17 protein-coding genes, 2 rRNA genes and 1 pseudogene are annotated in these 25,177 nt (G+C 41.4%); 17 read left to right on the plus strand and 3 right to left on the minus strand.

Going from position 1 to position 25,177, the window contains the following annotated elements; translation table 11 throughout:
* Positions 1 to 250: 250 nt before the first annotated feature.
* The 7 genes from B1F84_RS05520 (at position 251) to ihfA (ending at position 9,243) form a co-directional block, all read left to right on the plus strand.
* Positions 251 to 3,137, plus strand: a 23S ribosomal RNA gene (locus B1F84_RS05520).
* Positions 3,138 to 3,273: 136 nt separating this feature from the next.
* A 5S ribosomal RNA gene (rrf, locus tag B1F84_RS05525) occupies positions 3,274 to 3,388 on the plus strand.
* 324 nt (positions 3,389 to 3,712) lie between these two features.
* Positions 3,713 to 4,768, plus strand: coding sequence for a DUF2066 domain-containing protein (locus B1F84_RS05530; protein WP_205988852.1), 1,056 nt, complete (start codon positions 3,713 to 3,715; stop codon positions 4,766 to 4,768).
* Positions 4,768 to 5,478 (plus strand): DnaA regulatory inactivator Hda, encoded by a 711-nt coding sequence (hda, locus tag B1F84_RS05535; protein WP_008114063.1) that lies wholly within the window; start codon positions 4,768 to 4,770, stop codon positions 5,476 to 5,478. The genes B1F84_RS05530 and hda overlap by 1 nt, the downstream gene beginning before the upstream one ends.
* An 82-nt stretch (positions 5,479 to 5,560) precedes the next feature.
* On the plus strand, positions 5,561 to 6,541 hold the full coding sequence (gene pheS / locus B1F84_RS05540; RefSeq protein ID WP_008468473.1) for a phenylalanine--tRNA ligase subunit alpha: 981 nt from the start codon (positions 5,561 to 5,563) through the stop codon (positions 6,539 to 6,541).
* Positions 6,542 to 6,556: 15 nt separating this feature from the next.
* Positions 6,557 to 8,944, plus strand: coding sequence for a phenylalanine--tRNA ligase subunit beta (gene pheT / locus B1F84_RS05545; RefSeq protein WP_131690802.1), 2,388 nt, complete (start codon positions 6,557 to 6,559; stop codon positions 8,942 to 8,944).
* 2 nt (positions 8,945 to 8,946) lie between these two features.
* Positions 8,947 to 9,243: an integration host factor subunit alpha gene (ihfA, locus tag B1F84_RS05550; RefSeq protein WP_008114070.1), complete on the plus strand. Its 297-nt coding sequence runs from the start codon at positions 8,947 to 8,949 to the stop codon at positions 9,241 to 9,243.
* A gap of 41 nt (positions 9,244 to 9,284) precedes the next feature.
* Here ihfA and B1F84_RS05555 read toward each other — a convergent pair.
* A pseudogene (locus B1F84_RS05555) lies at positions 9,285 to 10,088 on the minus strand (DUF2989 domain-containing protein).
* Between the two features lie 172 nt (positions 10,089 to 10,260).
* On the opposite strand from B1F84_RS05555, the gene B1F84_RS05560 reads away from it, so the two are divergent.
* From B1F84_RS05560 to ccoG, 10 genes are all read left to right on the plus strand, one after another.
* Entirely contained in the window at positions 10,261 to 11,703 is a 1,443-nt protein-coding gene (locus B1F84_RS05560; RefSeq protein ID WP_008114075.1) for a glyceraldehyde-3-phosphate dehydrogenase, read from the plus strand.
* 192 nt (positions 11,704 to 11,895) lie between these two features.
* A complete protein-coding gene (locus B1F84_RS05565; RefSeq protein ID WP_131690803.1) occupies positions 11,896 to 13,023 on the plus strand; it encodes a M14-type cytosolic carboxypeptidase in 1,128 nt (375 codons plus the stop codon).
* Positions 13,024 to 13,384: 361 nt separating this feature from the next.
* A complete protein-coding gene (locus B1F84_RS05570) occupies positions 13,385 to 14,911 on the plus strand; it encodes an alanine/glycine:cation symporter family protein (RefSeq protein ID WP_131690804.1) in 1,527 nt (508 codons plus the stop codon).
* A gap of 99 nt (positions 14,912 to 15,010) precedes the next feature.
* Entirely contained in the window at positions 15,011 to 15,337 is a 327-nt protein-coding gene (locus B1F84_RS05575; protein WP_008114079.1) for a hypothetical protein, read from the plus strand.
* Position 15,338: 1 nt separating this feature from the next.
* A complete protein-coding gene (locus B1F84_RS05580; protein WP_008114080.1) occupies positions 15,339 to 15,620 on the plus strand; it encodes a DUF1315 family protein in 282 nt (93 codons plus the stop codon).
* Positions 15,610 to 18,294 (plus strand): DUF349 domain-containing protein, encoded by a 2,685-nt coding sequence (locus tag B1F84_RS05585; protein ID WP_131690805.1) that lies wholly within the window; start codon positions 15,610 to 15,612, stop codon positions 18,292 to 18,294. Before B1F84_RS05580 ends, B1F84_RS05585 begins: the two co-directional genes overlap by 11 nt.
* A 99-nt stretch (positions 18,295 to 18,393) precedes the next feature.
* Complete coding sequence (locus B1F84_RS05590) at positions 18,394 to 18,948, plus strand: DUF1439 domain-containing protein (protein WP_131690806.1); 555 nt, start codon at positions 18,394 to 18,396, stop codon at positions 18,946 to 18,948.
* A gap of 64 nt (positions 18,949 to 19,012) precedes the next feature.
* Positions 19,013 to 20,314, plus strand: coding sequence for an AarF/ABC1/UbiB kinase family protein (locus B1F84_RS05595; protein WP_131690807.1), 1,302 nt, complete (start codon positions 19,013 to 19,015; stop codon positions 20,312 to 20,314).
* A gap of 56 nt (positions 20,315 to 20,370) precedes the next feature.
* Positions 20,371 to 21,789 (plus strand): sigma 54-interacting transcriptional regulator, encoded by a 1,419-nt coding sequence (locus B1F84_RS05600; protein ID WP_131690808.1) that lies wholly within the window; start codon positions 20,371 to 20,373, stop codon positions 21,787 to 21,789.
* A gap of 153 nt (positions 21,790 to 21,942) precedes the next feature.
* Positions 21,943 to 23,325: a cytochrome c oxidase accessory protein CcoG gene (gene ccoG, locus B1F84_RS05605; protein ID WP_131690809.1), complete on the plus strand. Its 1,383-nt coding sequence runs from the start codon at positions 21,943 to 21,945 to the stop codon at positions 23,323 to 23,325.
* 27 nt (positions 23,326 to 23,352) lie between these two features.
* Here the strand turns inward: ccoG and B1F84_RS05610 are convergent, their stop codons facing one another.
* A complete protein-coding gene (locus tag B1F84_RS05610; RefSeq protein WP_131690810.1) occupies positions 23,353 to 23,760 on the minus strand; it encodes a hypothetical protein in 408 nt (135 codons plus the stop codon).
* A 35-nt stretch (positions 23,761 to 23,795) separates the two neighbouring features.
* Complete coding sequence (locus B1F84_RS05615; RefSeq protein ID WP_131690811.1) at positions 23,796 to 24,710, minus strand: M14 family metallocarboxypeptidase; 915 nt, start codon at positions 24,708 to 24,710, stop codon at positions 23,796 to 23,798.
* Positions 24,711 to 25,177: the final 467 nt, after the last annotated feature.

The raw sequence follows: 25,177 nt of genomic DNA on the forward strand, positions 1-25,177 counted from the left end.
TGTTAGTTAGTTTTACCCTTTGGGTTAACTAATTAATATGCTCTTTAAAAATTTGGAAAAGCTGATAATAAAATTCGTATGAATACATTGTATTTGTACAGAGTTTTCAAAAGTAAAAAAGAATGATAGCAGTATCATTCAGTGCCATTTAATGAACGTTTCGTTTGTTGATTGGTATCTACTTTAGTATTCAATATTAACTTCTGGCGAAGTTAAACTGTCACAAAACAAAGACCCGTTTGGGTTGTATGGTTAAGTGACTAAGCGTACACGGTGGATGCCTTGGCAGTTGGAGGCGATGAAGGACGTATTAACTTGCGATAAGCCTAGTCAAGCTAGTAAAAAGCACTTGAGACTAGGATTTCCGAATGGGGAAACCCACCTGCTTGCAGGTATCGTTAACTGAATACATAGGTTAACGAGGCGAACGCGGAGAACTGAAACATCTAAGTACCCGTAGGAAAAGAAATCAACCGAGATTCCGATAGTAGCGGCGAGCGAAATCGGAACAGCCCTTAAGCTTATTATGTGTTAATGGAAGGCTCTGGAAAGTGCCACGATACAGGGTGATAGTCCCGTACATGAAAACGCATTTCAAGTGAAATCGAGTAGGTCGGAGCACGTGAAACTTTGACTGAATATAGGTGGACCATCATCTAAGGCTAAATACTCCCAACTGACCGATAGTGAACCAGTACCGTGAGGGAAAGGCGAAAAGAACCCCTGTGAGGGGAGTGAAATAGAACCTGAAACCGTGTACGTACAAGCAGTAGGAGCCTACTTGTTAGGTGACTGCGTACCTTTTGTATAATGGGTCAGCGACTTATATTTTGTAGCGAGGTTAACCGATTAGGGTAGCCGTAGGGAAACCGAGTCTTAACTGGGCGAATAGTTGCAAGGTATAGACCCGAAACCCGGTGATCTAGCCATGGGCAGGTTGAAGGTTGAGTAACATCAACTGGAGGACCGAACCCACTAACGTTGAAAAGTTAGGGGATGACCTGTGGTTAGGAGTGAAAGGCTAATCAAACCGGGAGATAGCTGGTTCTCCCCGAAATCTATTTAGGTAGAGCCTCGGACGAATACTTACGGGGGTAGAGCACTGTTAAGGCTAGGGGGTCATCCCGACTTACCAACCCTTTGCAAACTCCGAATACCGTAAAGTAATATCCGGGAGACACACGGCGGGTGCTAACGTCCGTCGTGAAGAGGGAAACAACCCAGACCGCCAGCTAAGGTCCCAAAGTCATAGTTAAGTGGGAAACGATGTGGAAAGGCCCAGACAGCCAGGAGGTTGGCTTAGAAGCAGCCATCCTTTAAAGAAAGCGTAATAGCTCACTGGTCGAGTCGGTCTGCGCGGAAGATGTAACGGGGCTAAACTATGCACCGAAGCTGCGGATTCAGAATTTATTCTGAGTGGTAGGGGAGCGTTCTGTAAGCGGTTGAAGGTGTACCGGGAGGTATGCTGGACGTATCAGAAGTGCGAATGCTGACATGAGTAACGATAATGCGGGTGAAAAACCCGCACGCCGGAAGACCAAGGGTTCCTATCCCATGTTAATCAGGGTAGGGTAAGTCGACCCCTAAGGCGAGGCCGAAAGGCGTAGTCGATGGGAAACGGATTAATATTTCCGTACTTGGTATAATTGCGATGGGGGGACGGAGCAGGCTAAGCAAGCATGGCGATGGTAGTCCATGTGAAAGTGTGTAGGCTAGTGACTTAGGTAAATCCGGGTTACTGTTAGGCTGAGACACGAGACGAGTCACCAAGGTGATGAAGTTGCTGATGCCATACTTCCAGGAAAAGCCTCTAAGCTTCAGATTATACCGAATCGTACCCCAAACCGACACAGGTGGTCAGGTAGAGAATACTAAGGCGCTTGAGAGAACTCGGGTGAAGGAACTAGGCAAAATCGTACCGTAACTTCGGGAGAAGGTACGCTCCGATTGGTGATGAGACTTGCTCTCTAAGCTGATTGGAGCCGCAGTGACCAGGTGGCTGGGACTGTTTATTAAAAACACAGCACTGTGCAAAATCGCAAGATGACGTATACGGTGTGACACCTGCCCGGTGCCGGAAGGTTAATTGATGGGGTTATCTTCGGAGAAGCTCTTGATCGAAGCCCCGGTAAACGGCGGCCGTAACTATAACGGTCCTAAGGTAGCGAAATTCCTTGTCGGGTAAGTTCCGACCTGCACGAATGGTGTAACCATGGCCACGCTGTCTCCACCCGAGACTCAGTGAAATTGAAATCGCAGTGAAGATGCTGTGTACCCGCGGCTAGACGGAAAGACCCCGTGAACCTTTACTACAGCTTGGCACTGAACATTGAACCTACATGTGTAGGATAGGTGGGAGACTTAGAAGCAGAGACGCTAGTTTTTGTGGAGTCGTCCTTGAAATACCACCCTTGTAGTTTTGATGTTCTAACGTTGGCCCCTGAATCGGGGTTACGGACAGTGCCTGGTGGGTAGTTTGACTGGGGCGGTCTCCTCCCAAAGAGTAACGGAGGAGCACGAAGGTTGGCTAAGTACGGTCGGACATCGTACGGTTAGTGTAATGGTAGAAGCCAGCTTAACTGCGAGACAGACACGTCGAGCAGGTACGAAAGTAGGTCATAGTGATCCGGTGGTTCTGAATGGAAGGGCCATCGCTCAACGGATAAAAGGTACTCCGGGGATAACAGGCTGATACCGCCCAAGAGTTCATATCGACGGCGGTGTTTGGCACCTCGATGTCGGCTCATCACATCCTGGGGCTGAAGTCGGTCCCAAGGGTATGGCTGTTCGCCATTTAAAGTGGTACGCGAGCTGGGTTTAGAACGTCGTGAGACAGTTCGGTCCCTATCTGCCGTGGGCGTTTGAGAATTGAGAGGGGTTGCTCCTAGTACGAGAGGACCGGAGTGAACGAACCGCTGGTGTTCGGGTTGTCATGCCAATGGCATTGCCCGGTAGCTACGTTCGGAACTGATAAGCGCTGAAAGCATCTAAGCGCGAAGCAGGCCTCGAGATGAGTTCTCACTAGACTTTTAAAGTCTCTGAAGGGCCGTTGAAGACTACAACGTTGATAGGCAAGATGTGGAAGTGGTGTGAGCCATTAAGCTAACTTGTACTAATTACCCGTGAGGCTTAACCATACAACGCCAAACGCGTTTTATGTGATAGTGAAACAAGCGAAGAAGTTAATAGACTAAAGTAGATACTTGAAGACTTTATTATCAGAATTCCAAATTTTAGTTAGTGCGTAGTAATACGGACTGACACCCAAATTTGCTTGGTGACAATAGCGTTTTGGACCCACCTGACCCCATGCCGAACTCAGTAGTGAAACGAAACAGCGCCGATGATAGTGTAGCATTTGCTATGTGAAAGTAGGACATTACCAGGCTCCAAATAAGAGAAAGCCCGATTCGAAAGAGTCGGGCTTTTTTACGTCTGTAGGAAAGTGAAAGTATTAGCTATCAGCCGTCAGCTATCAGTTGCACAGCGTCAAACTGACCACAGTATCGTGGGTTTAGTATCTCGACAATATTCTAGGTGATTGCCGTAATTAAGTAGTGCACCGATTCCAATTAGCCGGTATGTGCTTTTAGGTTTTTTATGATCATTAAAGCGAGCTTAATGTTGTTAGTTACTGAGAAAAATATAATTTTGCTTTGTTAGTGGCTTTGATTTAGGATCAAAATAGTTTAAAACTATGAATGATTTGCCTGTGTATAGATTATTAATTAGCGCCTTATCCATTTTCTTTTGTGTTTCTGTATCAGCAGTTGAAGTAACTGATCTATATCAAGATATTTTGGTTGTAGAAGATAAATCTCGTGATACACGTTTAGACGCTAGCCGCAAAGCGTTGCTGAACGTATTAGTAAAAGTGAGCGGTGATAAAAGCGCGGACCAAAACCAGCTAGCGAAGCAGCGCACCAAAGACATATCTGATTACATGTTAAAATTTGAATACGATGAACGTATCCCCGGAGAGCTTAAATTATTAGTCAAATTTGAGGCTCGAAAGATCAATGCGTTAATTAAAGATCTTAATTTGCCACTATGGGGAGTGCAGCGCCCACTGGTTGCTATCTGGTTAGGAATTGAAGATAACAGGCAACGAGAACTAGTAACGCAAGAAAGTTACCCACAGTTAGAGCAACTCATTTATGATAAAGCAAGCCGTCGTGGCTTACCTGTGGTTGTGCCTTTGCTCGATTTACAAGATAGACGCCTTGTTGGAGTCCCTGAGGTTTGGGGGAACTTTTCAGAACCAGTAGAAGAGGCATCTAAACGCTACAGTGCTGAGCGAAGTATTACTGCTAGGATGTATCAAGAGTTTAACTCAGATAATTGGGTATTAGATTGGCGCTTCACCAATGATGAAATGTTTGAATCTAACCGAATTATTGGCTATAGACAGCAAATCGTTGCGCAAATGCTTGATGATTTAGCACAAGGTTTAGCTGGCGAATACGCCATCGATCCTAATGCGTATTATGAACAGCGTACTGCTAATTTGACCTTAAAAGGGACTGATACCTTTGTGGATATAGAATTGGCAAAGCGCCGTCTACTCAACCTAAGTGTTGTAACCCAAGCGGTTATCATACGTAAAACTCCCGATTCGGTTGAATTTAAGCTAGATCATACTGGCACTGTTAACGACCTTAAAAAAGCCCTTGGTCTTGATAATGCCTTTAAAGATTATGTTGACCCTCGTGCTTTTTATCACATAGTTGACAAGCAAAGCCTAGAGTATCAATGGGTTGAAAACTAATGCTAACTCAAGAGCCAATGCAAATGGCGCTACCGGTTACTTTACCGGATGATGAAACATTTGCCTCTTATTTTGGTGGAGAAGACTCATTAGAGGTAAGCCATCTAAAAGATAGTTTTGCTAAGCTTACTCATGCTTTTCAGTATACTTATTTGTGTGGCTTAGGAGACTCAGGTAAATCCCATTTGTTATACGCCACCTGTATTCAAGCCCAAGAGCGCGGCTTATCTAATATGCTGCTATCAATGCGAGAAGTTCTACATTTTGGCCCGATGGTTTTAGATGGACTTGAGGCGCTAGATGTATTATGTATTGATGATGTTCACCTAGTGGCAGGTAATGATGCATGGGAAAAAGCGTTATTTAACTTTTTTAATCGCTTTAATGAGCCTAATAAAATGTTGGTAGTAACCGCTGATTTACTGCCAAATATGCTTAATATTAGCTTGCCCGATTTAGAATCACGTTTGAAGTGGGGTACCACTTTTCAAATTCGTTCTATGAGTGATGATGATAAAGCACAAGCGCTGGTTAAACGTGCGAACATGCGTGGACTTGAACTTAGCGACGAATGTGCGCGGTTTTTATTAACCCGTTTAAGTCGTGATATGCGCGCTTTATTGGATGTATTAGACAAATTAGATCATGCATCCATGGCTGCACAGCGAAAATTAACTATTCCTTTCATAAAATCAACGCTAAAGCTGTAGTAGGTCTAGAATCTAGACCCTGCTTTCAGTTATCATTAGCTAACTAAATTGTAATCACCTTCTTTGAAAGATCAGGTATCGAATGAACTTAGAAAATATATTAGCGCAAGCACTTGAGGCAGTTGCCAGTGCCAGTGAAATCGCGCAACTAGAAGAGATCAGGGTTAACTACCTTGGTAAAAAAGGCGAGATCACCAGCTTACTTAAAACACTGGGTAAAATTGCTCCTGAAGAACGCAAAGAAGCAGGCCAGGTAATCAATCAAGCTAAGCAAGATGTGCAAAGCGCAATTAATGATAAGCGTGAGCTTTTAGCGAGTAAAGCACTTGAAGAAAAACTAGCTGCTGAAACTATCGATGTAACTTTACCAGGGCGCGTTATGCCCTCTGGTGGCCTTCACCCAGTAACACGTACAATTGAGCGTATTGAAAGCTTTTTTGGTGAATTAGGCTTTGAAGTTAAATCAGGCCCTGAAGTTGAAGATGATTTTCATAACTTTGATGCGCTAAATATTCCTGAGCACCATCCTGCTCGCGCCGACCACGATACTTTTTACTTTAATCCTAAGTTGGTGTTGCGTACTCAAACTAGTGGTGTGCAAATTCGTACCATGGAAACAGAGCAGCCGCCGCTTCGTATAATTTCACCAGGGCGTGTATACCGTAATGACTACGACCAAACACATACACCTATGTTCCATCAGGTGGAAGGTTTAATGGTTGATACGGACGTTAGCTTTACTGAGCTCAAAGGTATTTTACATGACTTTTTACGTAACTTTTTTGAAGAAGATATGGAAATTCGTTTCCGTCCTTCATTCTTCCCATTTACAGAGCCTTCAGCTGAAGTAGATGTAATGGGTAAAGACGGTAAATGGCTAGAAGTTTTAGGTTGTGGCATGGTTCACCCTAACGTACTTAAGTCTGTTGGTATCGATCCTGAAAAATACACCGGTTTTGCTTTTGGTATGGGTGTAGAGCGCTTAACTATGTTGCGTTACGGCGTAAATGATTTACGTGCGTTTTTCGAAAACGACTTAAAATTCCTAAACCAGTTCCGTTAAGAGTGAAGAAATAAAATGAAATTTAGTGAAAAGTGGTTAAGAGAGTGGGTAAATCCTGCAATTGATACGCAAGCTCTTTCGGAACAGCTTTCAATGGCTGGTTTAGAAGTAGATGGCGTAGAGCCGGCAGCAGCCAAATTTAATGGTGTTGTTGTAGGTGAAGTGGTTGAATGTGGTCAGCACCCTGATGCAGATAAACTACGTGTAACAAAAATTAATGTTGGTGGTGATGAACTGCTTGATATTGTTTGTGGTGCACCAAATTGCCGCCAAGGTATTAAAGTTGCTGTTGCCACTGTTGGTGCAGTATTACCAGGTGATTTTAAAATTAAAAAGGCCAAACTTCGTGGTCAACCATCACACGGCATGTTGTGTGCGTTTGATGAGCTAGGCATTAGCGAAGAAGGCGATGGCATTATGGAATTGCCGCTTGACGCGCCGATTGGCACAGATTTACGCGAATACTTAGGGTTAGATGACAACATCATAGATGTAGATTTAACCCCTAACCGTGGTGACTGTTTAGGTATTAAAGGCCTTGCCCGCGAAGTTGGCGTACTGAACAGCATTGATGTTAATACATTAAGTATTCCAGCGGTAGCACCGACAATTGAAGATAAAGTATCAATTGAGTTGGTTAACGATGAGGCTTGTCCTCGTTATTTAGGGCGTGTTATCAAAGGCATTAACCTTAATGCTGAAACTCCTTTATGGATGGTTGAAAAGCTACGCCGTAGTGGTGTACGTTCAATCGATCCGGTTGTTGATGTGACTAACTTTGTATTATTAGAACTTGGTCACCCAATGCATGCATTTGATTTAAATGCGATTGAGGGTGGAATTAAAGTACGTAGTGCAAACGCAGGTGAAGAATTAGTTTTACTTGATGGTAACACTGCAAAGTTAAATGAATCGACATTAGTGATTGCTGATCATCATAAAGCGCTAGCCATTGCTGGTATTTTTGGTGGTGAGCAATCTGGCGTTACTGACAAAACAGCTGATATTCTGTTAGAAAGCGCATTCTTTAACCCTGTTGCCATTGCTGGTCAAGCACGTAGCTACGGTTTACACACCGATGCATCTCATCGCTATGAGCGTGGTGTAGACTTTGCTCTACAACATGATGCAATGGAGCGCGCTACAGCGTTACTGCTTGAAATTGTTGGTGGTGAAGCGGGTCCTGTTGTTGAAGCTGTGGCTGCTGATAAGTTACCAAAGGTAACTGAAGTACGTTTACGTCGTTCACGTTTAGACCGCGTTATTGGTCATCATATTGAAGATGCGAAAGTAACCGATATTCTGACGCGTTTAGGACTTGATGTTAAATTTGACAATGATAGCTGGAGTGCTGATGTACCAAGCTACCGTTTTGATATTCGTATCGAAGAAGATTTAATTGAAGAAGTTGCACGTGTATACGGTTATAACAGCATTCCTAATGTTGCACCAACTGCAAAACTGAAAATGACCACGCATGATGAGTCAACTGTTGCCCTGAGCCGTTTTCGTAATGCCTTAGTAACACGTGGCTATCAAGAAGCCATTACTTACAGTTTTGTTGACCCTAAAGCGCAAGCTATTTTACACCCTGAGTGTAATGCATTGGTATTGCCGCACCCAATTTCAATTGAAATGTCAGCGATGCGTGTAAGTTTAATGCCAGGGTTGCTTTCATCTGTTGCGTATAACCAAAACCGCCAACAACCTCGTATTCGCTTATTTGAACACGGCCTTAAGTTTATCAGTGATGAAAATGCTGAAAATGGTGTATACCAAGTGCCTGTTATTGGTGGCGTTATTACTGGTTTGGTTCATGGTGAGCATTGGGTTGAAGAAAAACGTAACGTTGATTTTTATGACCTAAAAGGGGATGTTGAAGCATTACTTGCAATTACCAACGATGTTAGCCGCTTTGAAATTAAAGCTGAGCAATCGGATGGTCTTCACCCGGGTCAGTCTGCCGTTATTTACGTTGATGGTAAAAAAGTAGGTTTCTTTGGCGCATTACATCCTCAAGCGCAAAAATCGTTAGATATCAACAATGCTACTTTTGTGTTTGAAATTGAAATGTCGGCATTAGAAAAAAGAAATTTACCGCAGGCTGTAGGGGTGTCTAAATTCCCATCAAATCGCCGCGACATCGCTATTTTAGTACAAGACAGCGTTAAAATTGGTGATATTTTAAACGTCATCGGAAAAGTTGGCGGAAATCAATTGGTTGACCTAAACTTATTCGATGTGTATAAGGGCAAAGGTATTGAGCCAAATTATAAGAGTTTGGCGATTGCTCTAACACTGCAGGCGGTTGATAGAACACTCGAAGAGAAAGATATCAATCAGGTAGTTGATAACGTGGTGGCCGCACTGGCCGAACAGTTTAATGCATCGTTGAGGGACTAGATATGGCGCTTACTAAAGCCGACATAGCTGAACACCTATTTGAAAAGCTCGGGATCAATAAAAAAGATGCCAAAGATTTAGTTGAAGCGTTTTTTGAAGAAATCCGCTCAGCGCTTGAAAAAGGCGAGCAGATTAAGCTCTCTGGATTTGGTAACTTTGATCTTCGAGATAAGAAAGAAAGACCGGGACGTAATCCGAAAACGGGAGAAGACATTCCAATTTCAGCACGTCGCGTAGTTACTTTTAGACCGGGACAAAAGTTAAAGACCCGTGTCGAAGTAGGCACAAGCAAAAAATAAACAAAAAGGCAGCGCAAGCTGCCTTTTTTGTATCTGTTGTATTATTTCCGGGGGGAAATAAACTTTCCTTGAGCTATTTGCTGCAAAGTCTGCTCGGCTAACCTATCTAAACTCTCTAAATTCTTTCCTTGTGCTATTAACTGCTGCTCAATTAATAATATGTCGATATTTTTTATCCCAGAGAGCTCTGCTATTTTGGCAAAAATGTACGCGTGCTTATATTGATGATGCTTGTAAAAAAGGCTAATTAAAGAGGTGTATATTTCTGGATCAGGTACTTGCTTAGCTTGATTTAACGCAGTGTGTTGTATAAAAAACCAATCGCTTTGTGTTCATCAACTTTAATATAATAAGACGCCAAGTAAAATTGCATTTCAGCACTCGTTTCCACCTCAGCAGTATTTTCTAGAGCAAGTAACCGGGTGAGTGCTGTTTCATCATTGTTTCTTGACCAATGGTAATAGAGTAGGCCAGGGTGAGTGGTTGCTTGTGTTTGCTGATAAATACGTGCCATTTCTTTATTACTAGTGAGGTATGCTCGTCGACGGGCGGTGGTTTTACCTTTTACCTTTTAGCTTTATATGCTGGATATTAGCAGCTAAGCCGATACATTGGTTGTAATGCTCAAACGCCTTGAGTAATTGATACTTGTGCTCATCGGTTGGTTGTAAGGATTCGCGGTAGCGAGAAAAAATAGTACGCTCTCGCTGTGCCTTACAGTGGCTATCGTGGTTAAGATCATTGCAAATGGCGGGTGATTGCGCACAAACATCTTCAACGGTAAAAGATTCTTCGCACCCTGCAAGCAACAATGCAAAAGTGAGGGTTATGCGCTTAAAAACCATCCGAGCCTCTCAATTATCAATAAAATATTATTCTAGCCTAAACTTTAGTCTCTAACAGTGGAGAATAAAATGAGATTAAATTAGAATAGGCCTGCCCGAAGGAATGTGTTGCTCTCAAAATTCGATACATTCTTAGGCTATCCGTTCAAAATTGTTTAATTAGGTAAAAAAAATGACCTCATCTCACGAGTTAGAATACACAAGTAGCTGGCAAGAACGTCAAGATTACGCTGAAAGCATGCAACCAATTATTGGTAAATTGTACCGTAATCGTGGTATTGAAATCGCTGTTTACGGCCGTCCATTAGTAAACTCAAGCACTATTGATATTATTAAGTCTCACAAATCAGTAGCCCAGTTTGAAGGAACTAAACTTCGCCTACGTGAAAGCTTCCCATTCTTAGAAGCTATCAGCAAAATGGAATTAAATTCTGCCCGTATCGATATTGGTAAATTAGCATACAGCTATTTATACACAGATGCTGCGAATGGCCGTTCAGTAGAAGAGTTTGTTAAAGACGAGCTAGCTGAAATTGTTGATTCTGAGCCTAAAGCGCCACGTGACGTAGTACTTTACGGCTTTGGTCGTATCGGTCGCTTATTAGCACGTTTGTTAATTGAAAAGTCAGGCCCTTATGCGGATTTAAACCTACGCGCTATTGTTGTGCGTGGTGGTAAAGACGGCGATTTAGAAAAACGTGCAAGCTTATTGCGTCGTGATTCTATCCACGGCCCGTTCAATGGTTCAATTACCATTGATAAAGAGCGCAATGCAATTAAAGCTAACGGTAGCTACATTCAAGTTATCTACGCTAATTCGCCAAGCGAAGTTGATTACAGCGCTTACGGTATCGAAAACGCACTTGTTGTTGATAACACTGGTATTTGGAAAGATGAAGCTGGTCTTGGTCAACACTTAGAATCTAAAGGTGCTGCAAAAGTATTATTAACAGCGCCAGCTAAGGGCAACATTAAAAATATCGTTTACGGTGTAAATAACCAAGATATTTTACCTGAAGATAAAATTGTATGTGCTGCAAGCTGTACAACTAATGCAATAACACCAACATTGAAAGCATTAAACGATCAGTTTGGTATTAAGAATGGTCACGTGGAAACAGTTCACTCATACACTAATGACCAAAACTTAATTGATAACTACCACAAAGCAGAACGTCGTGGTCGTGCTGCGGCACTTAACATGGTTATCACTGAAACAGGTGCAGCAAAAGCGGTATCTAAAGCATTACCAGAGCTTGAAGGTAAACTAACAGGTAACGCTATCCGTGTACCTACACCAAACGTATCGTTAGCTATCTTAAACTTGAATCTTGAAAAGAGCACGACGGTTGAAGAGCTTAATGCGTTTTTACGTGAAACAGCACTTCACTCAGACCTACGTGATCAAATCGATTACACAGCGTCAACTGAAATTGTATCTACCGATTTAGTAGGTAGCCGTTACGCAGGTGTTGTTGATTCTCAAGCAACGATTGTTGATGACAACCGTGTTGTACTTTACGTATGGTACGACAATGAGTTTGGTTATAGCTGTCAGGTAGTTCGCTGTATGCGCGACATGGCAGAAGTCTCATTCCCAAGTTTACCTCGATAAACACATGAGCAATTAAGAAAAGCCAGCACTTGCTGGCTTTTTTAGGTCTGAAGATTTTTAAAGTGAAGCGGTTATGGTACGCTTTATTAAATTGGGTACGTAGTAATAGCCGTTTAAAGTGCATGAACACGTACTTACCTCTTGGCTAAATCCCTTGGTCAAGATACACAGTTAACTAATAGGTTTGTTGTAATGAAAATCAGTAGCAATTTTGACAGTGGTAATATTAAAGTTATTGAAGCCACCGATCCGTTAAATATTCAGTTAGAAATTAATAAAGATTATCAGTCTGAGTTTTATCAGTGGTTTCACTTTCGTCTTGAAACAACGCCTTATCAACTACATCAGTTAAATATTAATAACCTTGATAAGTCTGCATATCCAGACGGTTGGGTAGACTACCAAGCGGTTGCCTCATATGACCGTCAAACATGGTTTCGTGTACCGTCTTCGTATGAAAATGGCACACTAACATTTGAGCTTGAGCCTGAGTGCAGCAGCGTTTACTTCGCCTATTTCGCTCCTTATAGCTACGACCGTCATTTAGACTTATTAGCATGGGCGCAAAGCCAAGAAATTTGCCAACTAGAAACACTAGGTCAAACCCTAGATGGGCGTGATATGAGCGTGCTTAAGATTGGCCAGCCAAGTGCAGATAAAAAAGTCATTTGGGTTACCGCTCGCCAACACCCAGGTGAAACTATGGCAGAGTGGTTTGTAGAAGGCTTATTACACAAGCTACTTGACGATGAAGACCCACATGCTGCAGCCTTACTATCAAAAGCGGTATTCTATGTAGTACCAAACATGAATCCAGATGGCAGTGCACGTGGTCACTTACGTACTAATGCTAAAGGGGTTAACTTAAATCGTGAATGGCAAACGCCAAGCATGGAAAACAGCCCTGAAGTTTACTTGGTGCTTAATAAAATGCGCGAAGCAGGCTTAGACATGCACCTAGACATTCACGGGGATGAAGCTATTCCATATAACTTTGTTGCCGGTAGCGAAGGTATACCAAGCTATGATGCACGCTTAAAAGGTTTAGAAGATAGCTTTAAAGCCGCGCTTTTAACGATTACTCCAGAGTTTCAAGATACTCATGGCTACGATAAAGACGAACCAGGTCAAGCTAACTTAACAGTAGGTTCATCAGCGACCGCTGAAGAATTTAAAGCGCTTACTTACACAGTTGAAATGCCATTTAAAGATAATAATGACTTACCAGATCCAGATTACGGCTGGTCAGATCGCCGTTCATATCAATTTGGTCAAGATACCTTAGCAGCCATTGTTAATGTTGTAGACAACTTAAGATAAAACGTTTGTTTTAAAGGGTATCAATAATATTGATACCCTTTTTATTTTAAGCTAAACCGGGCGTACCAGAAAATAAAATTAATTTACCCACCACAGCACCAAAACGTTCCTATACACCTTCTCGGCAGATTTAATACCGTATAGTCTATATCAACCTGCACTGCGTAAAACGTCATCGACAAGTCTATAGTGAGTTGTTTTGAAAATTAACTGTTAACAAGGTTGGGTACTTAAGTTAATATAAATTAAACAATAAGAAAGACGGAAAAGATTAACCCCTTATTTCGTAAAGCTTATGACAGGTATTCTGAATAGCAGAGTATGGTAATTAATAATAATAAATATAACTGTGAGGATGTTCATGGAAGCTTTTGTAAGCGCCGTTAATGATGTTGTTTGGAGTAATGCACTCATCTATTTATGCCTAGGCGCAGGCTTATTTTACTCAGTGCTAACTCGATTTGCTCAAGTTAGACATTTTAAAGAAATGTGTAAGCTATTATTTAGCCCTAACACTTCAGAGAAAGGGATTTCATCTTTTCAAGCCCTTGCTGTCTCGTTATCTGGCCGAGTAGGGGTTGGTAATATTGCCGGTGTTGCAGCCGCAATTGGTTTTGGTGGTCCAGGTGCTATTTTTTGGATGTGGGTTGTTGCTTTTTTAGGTGCAAGCACTGCATACGCAGAATCAACATTAGGTCAAATTTATAAATTAGAAGAAGACGGGCAATACCGCGGTGGCCCAGCGTATTATTTTGACCGTTGTTTAGGACAAAAGTGGCTGGCTGTTTTATTTGCTGTATCTGCAATTATAGCCTGTGGGGTTTTCTTACCAGGGGTACAAGCAAACGCTGTAGGTAATGCATTCACTCAAGTATTTGGTGATGGCACTATGGTCTCTACAAGTTTTGGTGACGTAGGCAGCTTTAAACTGGTTGCGTTGGCTATTATTCTTATTGTTTTAGCATTTATTATTTTTGGTGGTATAAAACGCATCGCTAATTTTACGCAAATTGTTGTGCCATTTATGGCGCTTGGTTACATCGTACTGGCCTTAATTGTGGTATTTATAAACTTAGACAAAATACCGGGCATTTTCTCGCTCATCATTGGTGATGCATTTACAGCTCAAGCAGGCTTTGGTGCCGCAATTGGCTGGGGTGTTAAGCGTGGAATATACTCAAATGAGGCGGGCCAAGGTACAGGCCCTCATGCAGCGGCTGCGGCAGAAGTTGATCACCCTGCACAGCAAGGTTTAGTTCAAGCTTTTTCTGTTTATGTTGATACACTTTTTGTATGTACAGCAACGGCATTAATGATTTTAATAACGCAGCAATACAACATTGTTGGTGAATTACCTGCGGGTCAATTCATTGTACAAAACGTTGATGCAGCAACTGAAGTGGGCTCAGCAGCGTTCACCCAAATGTCGTTGTTTAGTGTATTTGGTGGCTTTGGGGAAGCGTTTGTAGGCATCGCCTTATTTTTCTTTGCTTTTACCACCATACTGGCTTACTACTTCATTGCAGAGACTAATATCGCGTACTTAAACCGCTACTTTAAAGGAAGTATTCCGCTTGTAGCCGTAAAACTTGTCATTATGTTTATGGTAGCCTACGGCATGGTTAATAGCTCAGGTTATATTTGGACTATTGGCGACATAGGCGTTGGTTTAATGGCATGGATCAACATATTGGGTATATTAGCTATTTTCTTTGTCGCTAAACCGGCCTTAACATGTTTGAGTGATTATGAAGACCAGAAGAAAAAAGGTGGAGAAATTACGTTTGATCCCGTTAAATTAGGGATTAAAAACGCCACTTTCTGGGAAAAACGTCTTGAAAAGCAATCTAAAGACGCTGAAAAAACAGACCCTAATAACCTAATATGAACTATTGGGTTAAATTCAAAAAAGACAAAGAGCAATAAAACAAGTACAATGAAAAGCGCCGAAAGGCGCTTTTTTTATGCGTAGTATGGAGAGAGATGTATGGCGATTATTCGTTGCCCCAAATGTGCAAAATCAATTTCAGATAAACATCCGCAGTGTCCACATTGCCAAAGTAACGTTGCTGAATTAAATGCCGAGCAAGTTCAACAACTTCAACGTGAGCAGCGAATTAAAAAGCAGCAAATGTTTATGAACCACTCCTTTTTAGCGCTGATCTTATTTTTAGGTGGCTTCTTTTGTTTGTACTTCCTACAACCTCAAGAAAAAACACTTCAGTGGTATGCGTATACCTCAGCCATAGGCATTGGCTGTATTTGGTACCTTATTAACCGTATTATTTTAGTGACTCTGAAAAAGAAAAAATGACATGAATATTGACAACCTAGTACAGAATATTACTCCAGAATTATTTGAGCGTCTGCAATATGGTGCATCAACAGGAAAGTGGCCAGATGGCACACCTTTATCAGATGAACAAAAACAACAAACAGTGCAACTTGTGATGTTGTATCAAGCAAAAGTAGCACAATCAAACGAGCAGTTTACCATTGGTGCAGATGGAGAAATGATCCAAAAAACCAAAGCGCAACTACAAAAAGAATTTAAATCAGATAACGAAATAGCTAGGTTCAGTGAAAATGATCTTTAAACACCTTTTTACACCAAAATGGAAACACCCGAAGCAACAAGTTCGTTTAGATGCGATTGAAAAACTTGATGTAGCACGCGACGTAACAATTTTAAGTACCTTAGCGCTTGAAGACTCATCGGCTGAAATTCGCCGTAAAGCACTGCAAAAAGTAAACGATTTACCGCTTTGGTGGAAAGCTTACAAGCAAGATCAGGCATTAAAAGATGTAGCTGAGCAGCAAATATCGTCTGCTGTATTAAACAGTGAAAGTAGCTTATCGGCGCAGATTAAAAATGAGTACATTGAACGTTTTGCACCGGTTAAAACCCTTGAAAAACTGGCATTTGCAGAAAAAGAGTTACAAGTAAGAGTAAAGTTATTAAAACGCCTAGCAAACCCTAAACTGATTGAAAAAGCCTTTAAAGAAGCCAATGAAGAGCTGCAAAAGCAGTTAGTTGACTTAGTGATTACTCAGCAGTTAACTAAAGCTTTGTTAAAGCATGCTCAAGGTGAAGCTAAAACGGCCCTTGAAAGCCATCTTGAAAACGAGCGTTTAGCGCTTGAAATGCCAGCGCAAGTTGAAAATGCTACCCGCGTTATTTTAGCCAAGCTTAATGCACTGCGTGATAAACACGACTACGCTATTGTTGACCCACAAGCCGCCGAACTTATGGCACAGTGGCAAGCACTAGAGTTAAAATGGCTAAACGAAGAACATGTAAAAACCCTTGATGCTAAATATATTTCAATTACCGATAAGCTTGATGTTCACATTGCCACATTGAAAGCGCAGCACGAAATAGAGCAGCAACGTTTAGCGCAACAACAGCGCCAAGTCTTAGCATTAGCCACGTTAGAAGCGTTGAGTGAAGAAATTGAAAATGCATTACAGTTAGGATTAGAAACGCCAGAGCAAATTCAGCAAGACTGGCTTAATGCAAAAGTAGCGCAAGCGAAAGACACGCTAGATAAAACGGAAATGGTGGCTGATCAGCAATCAAAACAAGTGATTAATAAGCTTGAGCAGCTATTCTCACAAGTTGCTAAGTTGCCTGAGCTAACTGCGGCGATTAAAGAATATAAAATTGCCTACAATGCGCTTAGTGAAATAAAACCTGCAGAGCAACTTAGCGATTACGATCAACAGTTAACAGCGTTCAATGACACATTTAAAACTGCACGTAGTCACCTAAATGTACTTAGCACTGATTTACAAGCGTCATTCAAAACTCAGCTTAATGCGCATAAGAAGCAGTTTTTAGCCGCAATGAGCGAACTGACAAAGCCGCTAGAAAAAACCCAGAGCCAAGCTAAGCGAAAAGCGCGCGATGTTAAACGCTTGATTGAAGAAGGTCGTTTTAATGTTGCATTTGGCGTATTTAAGGGCTTCGAAGAGCTATACAATGCCTTAACTGAAAAGTATCAACAGCCACTGGTTAACTTAAAAGCCGACCTAGAAGCGCAATTAGCCGATGCTAAAGACTGGCAAAAGTATGCAGCGGCTCCTAAGCGCGCTGCACTTTTAGAAGAAGTAACACTGTTAGTTGATGAGCCTTGTAACGATCCGCAACAGCGTGCGGATCAAGTTAAAGTATTGCGAAAGCGTTGGAACGAGTTAGGTCGCCTTGATACAGAGCAAGAAAAGCAGCAAGGTAATGAGTTTGATGAAAAAATTGAGCTTCTGTTTGCACCGTGTCGCAGTTATTTTGCAGAACAAGAAAGCCAGCGAGAAGCGGCTAAAGTAGAGCGTGAGCAACTAATAGCGCAAATGCATTCGCTGCACTTACAAGCGACAGAGGATGCTGATTTAGATTGGAAACAATTTGAAAGTCACTATAACCGATTACAAAAAGCATGGCGTAGCGTAGGTAAAGTTGATCCTAAAACATACCGAGTATTAAACGAGCGTTACAAGGCAGAGCAACAGCTTGTTGTATCTTCACTTAATGCGTTTCACAAAGGCAATGCTGCACTTAAAAATGAGCTTGTTGAGCAGGCGCAACAGCTATCGCAAAGTGACAATCTAGCAGAGGCGTGTCAGCAGTTAAAGCAGTTACAGCAACAATGGCAGACCATAGGTTTTGCAGGCTTAAAAGCTGAGAATGCACTGTGGCAAAAATTCCGTGAGTTTAATGATGCAACATTCACTAAACGCAGCGAAGAGTTTGAGCAGCAAAAACGCGAGCAAGGTGAGTCAGATAAGCAGGCTACAGCTGAACTTAATGAGCTAGAGGCGGCTTTAAATAGTGTTGAAGGTAAAGCCCAGTTACTTGATCTGCAAACCAAAGTTAAAGGGTATATGCCATTTAAATCGTTAACGCCTAAAGTATCCGCTTTGTTGTCAGCCATAGATGAAAAGCTAACAGGGTTAGTTGCCAAAAATGAGCAGGCTAACTTAGACGCATTATTTGTTGCGCTTGAGAATAATGAGCCGGTGCCAAGCCAGTTTACTGGTGCGGTAAAAACGGCATTAAGTACCGAGCAGTTGCTCACGCGTATGGAAATACTGGCTAACGTCAGTTCGCATGATTCAGCGCAGAGAATGGTTGAGCAAGTGGCAATGCTAGATGACAAACACCGTGGTGACCACGCTGATTTAAACTATTATTTAAAGCAATTAATAGCGCTCAGCGAAGGTTCAGTCAAAACTGACACACTAGCCAGGTTAAAAGTTATTTTTGCTGTAAAGTAAGCGCAATGACTTTTATCAACTAAAATAAAAAAACCGCTATTAAAGCGGTTTTTTATTATGGCTACTTACTGCCAAGACGATTAATGAATAGGGTTTTGCATGAAAATTTTTGTTTTTATTTCACTATTATTTTTAACTGCCTGTAACAGCACTCAGGGTATTTCGGTTTATTCATTTACAAATTCAGAGGTTGAGTCATTACTAAATAAAGAGTTACCTAAATTAAGTGAAAAAGTCAGTCTGATGGGGCTACCAGTCCAATTTGATGTGAATGATTTAAGCGTTAATATTGGCCCCGACAACAGTGATTATGTTTTATTAGGTGCTGATTCGAGCGCCGAAATAAATGCCTTTGCATTAAAGTACACTGTGCGTTTAAAGTTACAAATACAAGGCACGCCTTTTTATGATAGCGAGAAAAAAGCCGTATTTTTACGTAATGTTAAGTTACTCGATTCAAGTATTGATGCCGGTGGCTTTAAAGGTAATTTAGGGTTATTAGATAATGAGGCGATGGATGTCATGAATGCCTTTTTAGCGGTTAACCCTGTTTATAAGTTAAATATGAACGACCCTAAAATGGCATTGTTAAGTAATTTACCCTTAGATTTAAAAGTAGTCGAAGGTGCTATTAAGCTAGTGCCTAGGTTATAATTTAGATCCAATAAGCGCAATAAAACGTATAAGTTGACCTTATTATTAATAGATTAGGTTAATTATGGCTAATGAGCGATCCGTTCCCACCTCTCGACTTTCACGATTTGCAAAGTTAGGCTCATTAGCCACCGGTGTTGCCACAAATATGTTAGTAGGTGGTGCCAAAAGTGCGCTTAGTGGTAAAGGCTGGGATAATAAAAGCTTATTACTCCAGCCGAAAAATATTGAAAATTTAGCCACTCAGCTATCGCATCTTCGCGGTGCGGCAATGAAGCTTGGGCAACTGCTTTCAATGGATGCAGGCGACTTATTAACCCCCGAGCTTGCTCAGTTACTGTCTTTGTTGCGTGCCGATGCCAACCCAATGCCACATAAGCAATTAGTGAGCGTGCTAAAAGAGCAATGGGGGGATGACTGGTTATCGCGTTTTTCTCATATTGAGCTGAGGCCGTTTGCAGCAGCATCAATTGGGCAGGTCCATTTGGCTTATAAAGAAAATGGTGCTCAATTAGCGGTTAAAATTCAATACCCAGGTATTGCAAAAAGTGTGGTGAGCGATGTGGATAACGTGATCACTTTACTTACTTTATCGCGATTATTGCCCAAAGAATTGGATATAAAACCCTTAGTTGAAGAAGCGAAAGCACAGTTATTAGCTGAGGCTGATTACACCCTAGAAGCACAGTATTTAGCACGCTATAAAACCTTATTATCGACTAACCCCCACTTTAAAGTGCCTAGTGTGTATGTAGAGCACAGCACTACACAGGTGCTTACAATGGAGTATGTTGATGCCAAACCCATAGAAGCCATTTGTGATTTACCCGCTGCTGAGCGAAGTCATGTTGCAGAGCAACTAATTGATTTGTTCTTTAAAGAAATGTTTGAGTTTAAGGTAATTCAAACCGACCCCAACTTTGCTAATTACCATTACCAACCAGAGTCACAAAAAATTGTGTTATTTGATTTTGGTGCCACCCGAGAAATTACGGCTACTCTTAGTGATGCTTATTTAGCCCTGTTTAAAGCTGGCAGTAATAATGATCGTGAAGGCGTGCTCAAGGCTGCCACTGCTATTGGCTATTTTAAAGACGCTTTAAAAGATGACTATAAAGAAAGAGTAATTGATTTATTTTTAATGGCTTGCGAGCCACTTCGCTATAATGGTGAGTTTGATTTTAAAAACAGTGAGCTTGCTAGCAACATCAAAGATGCCGGATTACAGTTAAGCGCACAGTCGCAGCAGTGGCATACGCCTCCTGTGGATGCATTGTTTATTCATCGTAAATTAGCTGGCTTATATTTAATTGCAGCGCGTTTAGAAGCCAAAATAAATATTAAGGCGTTATTTAGCCATTATTAAGTGCTAAAGCAGGATAAAATTGGCATAATGCTCGCGATATTTCGCGAGGTTGTATTATGATAAAAAACTTTTTAAACGATCCTACCTTATTGCTTAATGCGGTGGGTGAGGGCATATACGGATTTGATTTATCCGGCAATGCGGTATTTGTAAACCCAGCTGCAGAGCGAATGACTGGGTGGACGGCCGATGAATTATTAGGAAAAAAAATACACCAATATCATCATCATAGCCATGCCGATGGCTCCCCTTACCCTGCCGATGAGTGCCAAATTTATTGCACTATGTTTGATGGCAAACGCCGCGAAGTAAAAAACGAAGTATTTTGGCGCAAAGATGGCAGTGCCTTTGCCGTTGAGTACACCTCCACTCCCGTTTATAAAAATAACCAGCTCATTGGTGCTGTAGCAGTATTTCGCGATATATCAGCACAACAGCAAACGCAAACTCAGTTGCACGAAGCGTTAGCTCAAGTAAAGCACCTAAGCGAGCAGCTAAAAGATGAGAATGATTACCTTATTGCCGAGCTTAATGAGGATTGGCAAGATTCTGGGCTAGTTGGTCGCAGTGATGTATTTCAACGCATGTTAGATCAAATACAGTTAGTGAGTGAAACCGATAGCACCGTACTCATTCTTGGCGAAAATGGTACTGGCAAAGAGCTGGTGGCACGTAACTTACATAGATTAAGCAAGCGCAATGAGCAGGCGTTTATAAAAGTTAATTGTGCGGCATTTACTCCAAGTTTATTAGAGTCTGAGCTGTTTGGACACGAACGAGGCTCTTTTACTGGGGCGAACGAGCGTCGTAAAGGGCGTTTTGAACTTGCCGACCAAGGCACCTTATTTTTAGATGAAATTGCAGAGCTACCATTAGAGTCCCAAAGTAAGTTATTACGGGTATTACAAGAGCGTGAATTTGAACGTGTTGGCGGTGGTCAAACCCTAAAAGTCGATATTCGCATCATTGCTGCAACTAACCGTAACTTGTGGGAAATGGTACAAGCAGGGCAGTTTAGAATGGACTTATATTACCGTTTAAATGTGTTTCCCATTAATGTGCCTGCACTTAAAGAGCGAAAAGAAGACATTCCGTACTTGTGTCAAAACTTAATTGCGCAAATAAATAAGCGCTTAGGTAAACAATTACAAGGGTTAAGTAAAAAAGCGATCAGACAATTACAAGCCTATGACTGGCCAGGTAACATTAGAGAGCTACAAAATGTACTCGAACGAGAAGCTATTTTATCTAAACACTCTACATTACAGTTAAGTCAATCGCTTAAAGCGGGCGATGATAACGCCATAAACCCAACGCTTACACTTGATGAAGTACAAAAACAGCATATAAGCAGCGTATTAGCACTGTGTAATTGGAAAATTGCAGGTGAACAAGGCGCGGCAAATAAGTTGGGCTTACCAGAGAGTACCTTACGCTCAAAAATGCAAAAACTCGGGCTTCGCCGCAATAGCTAATTCGCGACATATCGCGATAGTCGCTAAATATCGCGATATTATGGTTGTGTGTTATTTTTAAAATCATTTAATATCAATGTTTTAAGTTATCTTTCAGTGTGGTCTGAAAGTTGCAAATACTTGCTCAATACCCGTCACTATGAAGTAAGTAGCATGAAGTTTGATATTAAAGAAGAAGACATGATCATTAAGCCCTATAAAGAAGAGGGGCCTATTTATATACGCGAGCAAAAAGGTTTTTTTCAACGTATACGCCGTAATTTAGGCTGGCTGTTAATGCTGAGTTTTATCGCCATTCCGTGGGTTCAATATAATGGTCAGCAAGCGGTTTTATTGGATGTGGCCACCCAAAAGTTTACTATTTTTGGCCTTACTTTGCTCCCTCAAGACTTTATGATTTTAGCCATGCTGTTTATGGTGGGAGCGTTTGCCCTATTTTTTGTTACCAACTGGCTTGGCAGAGTATGGTGTGGTTATACCTGCCCACAAACCATTTGGATGTTAATGTTTTCTTGGGTTGAGCAACGTATCGAGGGTACGCGTAACCAGCGTATTAAGCTTGATAAGAGCCCGTGGGATATTACCAAATGGCGAAAAAAAATCACTAAGCACAGTGCTTGGCTGGTTATTTCAGTGCTCACGGCGACCTCATTTTTAGCGTATTTTATCCCCGCTAAAACCTTGTACCTAGAAATGTTAAATTTAGAGTGGTCTGGGATCACCAGTTTTTGGGTATTTTTATTTGCGTTTTGTACTTATGGAAATGCGGGCTTTTTACGTGAAAAAATGTGTACTGTGGCTTGTCCTTATTCGCGCTTTCAATCGGTGATGTTTGATAAAGATACGCTGGTGGTTACTTACGATAGCGAGCGTGGAGAAAATCGCGGCCCACGTAAACGCAAAGCCGATCCTAAAGTGCTTAATTTAGGTGATTGCGTAGACTGTAACTTATGTGTGGAAGTATGCCCTGCAGGGATTGATATTCGCAATGGCTTGCAATATGAATGTATTAACTGTGGTTTATGTATTGATGCTTGTGACGACACCATGGATAAGTTTGGCTACGAAAAAGGCTTAATTAAATACGCCAGCGAAAAGCAAATGGCTGGGCAAAAAACCAATCCATTTAGGCTTAAACTTGTAGGCTATGGGGCGTTAACTGGGTTGTTAATTTTATCTATGTTTGCTTGGATGTTACAACGCACTCCCATAGAAGCTTCGGTGCTTAGAGATAGAAACGCATTGTATCGGGTAAATTACGAAGGCTTAGTTGAAAACCCTTACACACTTACTATTATCAATAAAACTCAGCAACCGCTGCATTATTCAATTTCAATTAGCGGTTTAGAGGCGGCTACATTGCAAAGCCCAAATGCTATATTAGTAGAGCCTGGGCTGATGAAAAGTGTGCCGGTAACGGTGACTGCAGACGGCTACGATTTAGCACGCAAGGTGAGTAAGCTGAGTTTTGTGATCACTTCGCAAGAAGACCCCGCTATCACTATTACTAAAGACAGCCAGTTTTATAAAAATTAACCTTAAACCCTTAGCTAATTAATAATCTTAATCTGCTAAGGGTAGTTGCTTTGTTACAAATGCTTTGGCGCTTTGAAAATCATTAAAAAAGCAATCTTGTAAATGAGCATCACGACCTGAGCCATGCATGATCCGCTGTAATTGCCTTATAGCGATAGGAGAGGTGAGAACAAATGCACTGATCAAACAGTTATTAGTCCCCATTGTTTGGCTTACATCTACCATGTTTTTTTCTGCATCGGGGGTAGCAGCAATCACATCTGGGGAGTGGCTAATATAACCCCAGGGTAAATGCTTAAACGGTTCAATGGTATTTAATAGAGCGGCTTTAAAATGGTTTAATAACTCAGGATTTAAGTTACCTTTAAACTGCCCAATAACTATATTACCCTCAACGCGCAAGCTATAACTGCCGTAGTTATTTTCAAATTTCAATAGCCGCTCCTTTTATTTATTATCCAGTGTACCGATCACTTATTAATAATGTAGTCTAAGGCACCAGAAATTGCAGCAACTTGCGCTAATATGCACTCTTCAGGGTTAGCGGTTGCACTGTCGGGATACACCTCGGTGGTAGTCACATACGCTGCTTCAGAAAATCCCATGCATAGGCCTAAATCACGGGCCGCGTAATTAATTACCCCAAATTGCGCTTGTGGTACACCAATTAATTGCTGATTTTCATCGCTAGGTGCAATATGCGTTACTTTTTCAACATGTTCAATAATTGCTTTTTGAAAAGCGGGCTCAGGTTTGTTGCTATCAGCCACTAAATAAAAGCCATCAGGAATGTTCCAGTTGGTGTTTACTTTGCCTTCAAGAGCCGCAAGTGCAGGTCTAAATTCACTGTTATCTGAATCGGTTGTTTCATGTAAATCGATGTGAGCAATTAAACGCGTGTTTAACGATTGCACATAGCTCATCACTGCCGCTGATTCTTGCGCTGGGCTGCCTTCATAAAAAGAGCGATTAGGGTCGTTCGCATCTGGGTTCCAACGATTAATTGTTTCATAACCCCATGGGCTAATACAGGGGGTAATTACAATATTAAAGTGTTCAGCATACTGATTTGCCAGTGTTTTAGCGAATCTTAAAGCGCCATGAACACCACTGGTCTCGTAGCCATGTACGCCGCCAGTAATTAAAACGGTGGCTTTGTTTGTATCAAAATTAACAGTTTTTAACGCGTACAAAGGGTAGCTACCTGCGGCATAATTAAGCTCACCGTATTGCTGTACTTCTAGAGTGCTTTTAAGTTCATCAATTAAAGTGACGACGTCTTGTTGATAACTGCGCTTAATTTTTTGTGCCGCAAGCCATTGGATTTTATTATGGTTGTTCCACTTCTCACCAGGCGTACCAATTGGGTAACTACTGTTATTCATATTAAACCTTTACGTTGAATTATCTCTGCGGGCTATAGAGCACATAGACCATAATGACGAAAATAAGGCCTTAGCTTAACGCTGACTAAAATAGCGCGCAAGTATATACGATGAGCTAAAAATTATGACAATTGTATTCTTAACTGCTCTTGCTTGTTTTATCGGTAATGAATTTTCAGCAGTTCGTTAGGTGTTTAGGTAAGTCATAGTATGCAATAGTGATATTATTTATTAATAGTCTATGAAGCAGCATATACACCCTGAAGGGGGTATATCCAAATAGGACTAATTTGAACTAATAAGCTTGGCAGCTCCAAATAGGTAAGTTATTGATAGGTATATGTCAATGCTGATTGGGTGAAAACAAGTTTATTAAAACGTTTTGACAAATTCATTAACGCAGTGATAGTTTTGCGCGCTGGAACGCTGATAGCAAGTTATTCAATCTATTTAACTAGGCTGTTAAG

Origin of the sequence: Pseudoalteromonas sp. DL-6, assembly GCF_004328665.1 — a bacterium.
Taxonomy (GTDB): Bacteria; Pseudomonadota; Gammaproteobacteria; order Enterobacterales; family Alteromonadaceae; genus Pseudoalteromonas.

Excerpts from the sequence above, each read along its gene's own strand:
- B1F84_RS05565 (WP_131690803.1), top strand. The coding sequence starts at position 11,896 with ATGAAAATCAGTAGCAATTTTGACAGTGGTAATATTAAAGTTATTGAA.
- B1F84_RS05590 (WP_131690806.1), top strand. The coding sequence starts at position 18,394 with ATGAAAATTTTTGTTTTTATTTCACTATTATTTTTAACTGCCTGTAAC.
- B1F84_RS05615 (WP_131690811.1), bottom strand. The coding sequence starts at position 24,710 with ATGAATAACAGTAGTTACCCAATTGGTACGCCTGGTGAGAAGTGGAAC.
- ihfA (WP_008114070.1), top strand. The coding sequence starts at position 8,947 with ATGGCGCTTACTAAAGCCGACATAGCTGAACACCTATTTGAAAAGCTC.
- B1F84_RS05595 (WP_131690807.1), top strand. The coding sequence starts at position 19,013 with ATGGCTAATGAGCGATCCGTTCCCACCTCTCGACTTTCACGATTTGCA.
- B1F84_RS05570 (WP_131690804.1), top strand. The coding sequence starts at position 13,385 with ATGGAAGCTTTTGTAAGCGCCGTTAATGATGTTGTTTGGAGTAATGCA.
- B1F84_RS05580 (WP_008114080.1), top strand. The coding sequence starts at position 15,339 with ATGAATATTGACAACCTAGTACAGAATATTACTCCAGAATTATTTGAG.
- B1F84_RS05585 (WP_131690805.1), top strand. The coding sequence starts at position 15,610 with ATGATCTTTAAACACCTTTTTACACCAAAATGGAAACACCCGAAGCAA.
- pheS (WP_008468473.1), top strand. The coding sequence starts at position 5,561 with ATGAACTTAGAAAATATATTAGCGCAAGCACTTGAGGCAGTTGCCAGT.
- hda (WP_008114063.1), top strand. The coding sequence starts at position 4,768 with ATGCTAACTCAAGAGCCAATGCAAATGGCGCTACCGGTTACTTTACCG.
- ccoG (WP_131690809.1), top strand. The coding sequence starts at position 21,943 with ATGAAGTTTGATATTAAAGAAGAAGACATGATCATTAAGCCCTATAAA.
- B1F84_RS05600 (WP_131690808.1), top strand. The coding sequence starts at position 20,371 with ATGATAAAAAACTTTTTAAACGATCCTACCTTATTGCTTAATGCGGTG.
- pheT (WP_131690802.1), top strand. The coding sequence starts at position 6,557 with ATGAAATTTAGTGAAAAGTGGTTAAGAGAGTGGGTAAATCCTGCAATT.
- B1F84_RS05560 (WP_008114075.1), top strand. The coding sequence starts at position 10,261 with ATGACCTCATCTCACGAGTTAGAATACACAAGTAGCTGGCAAGAACGT.
- B1F84_RS05575 (WP_008114079.1), top strand. The coding sequence starts at position 15,011 with ATGGCGATTATTCGTTGCCCCAAATGTGCAAAATCAATTTCAGATAAA.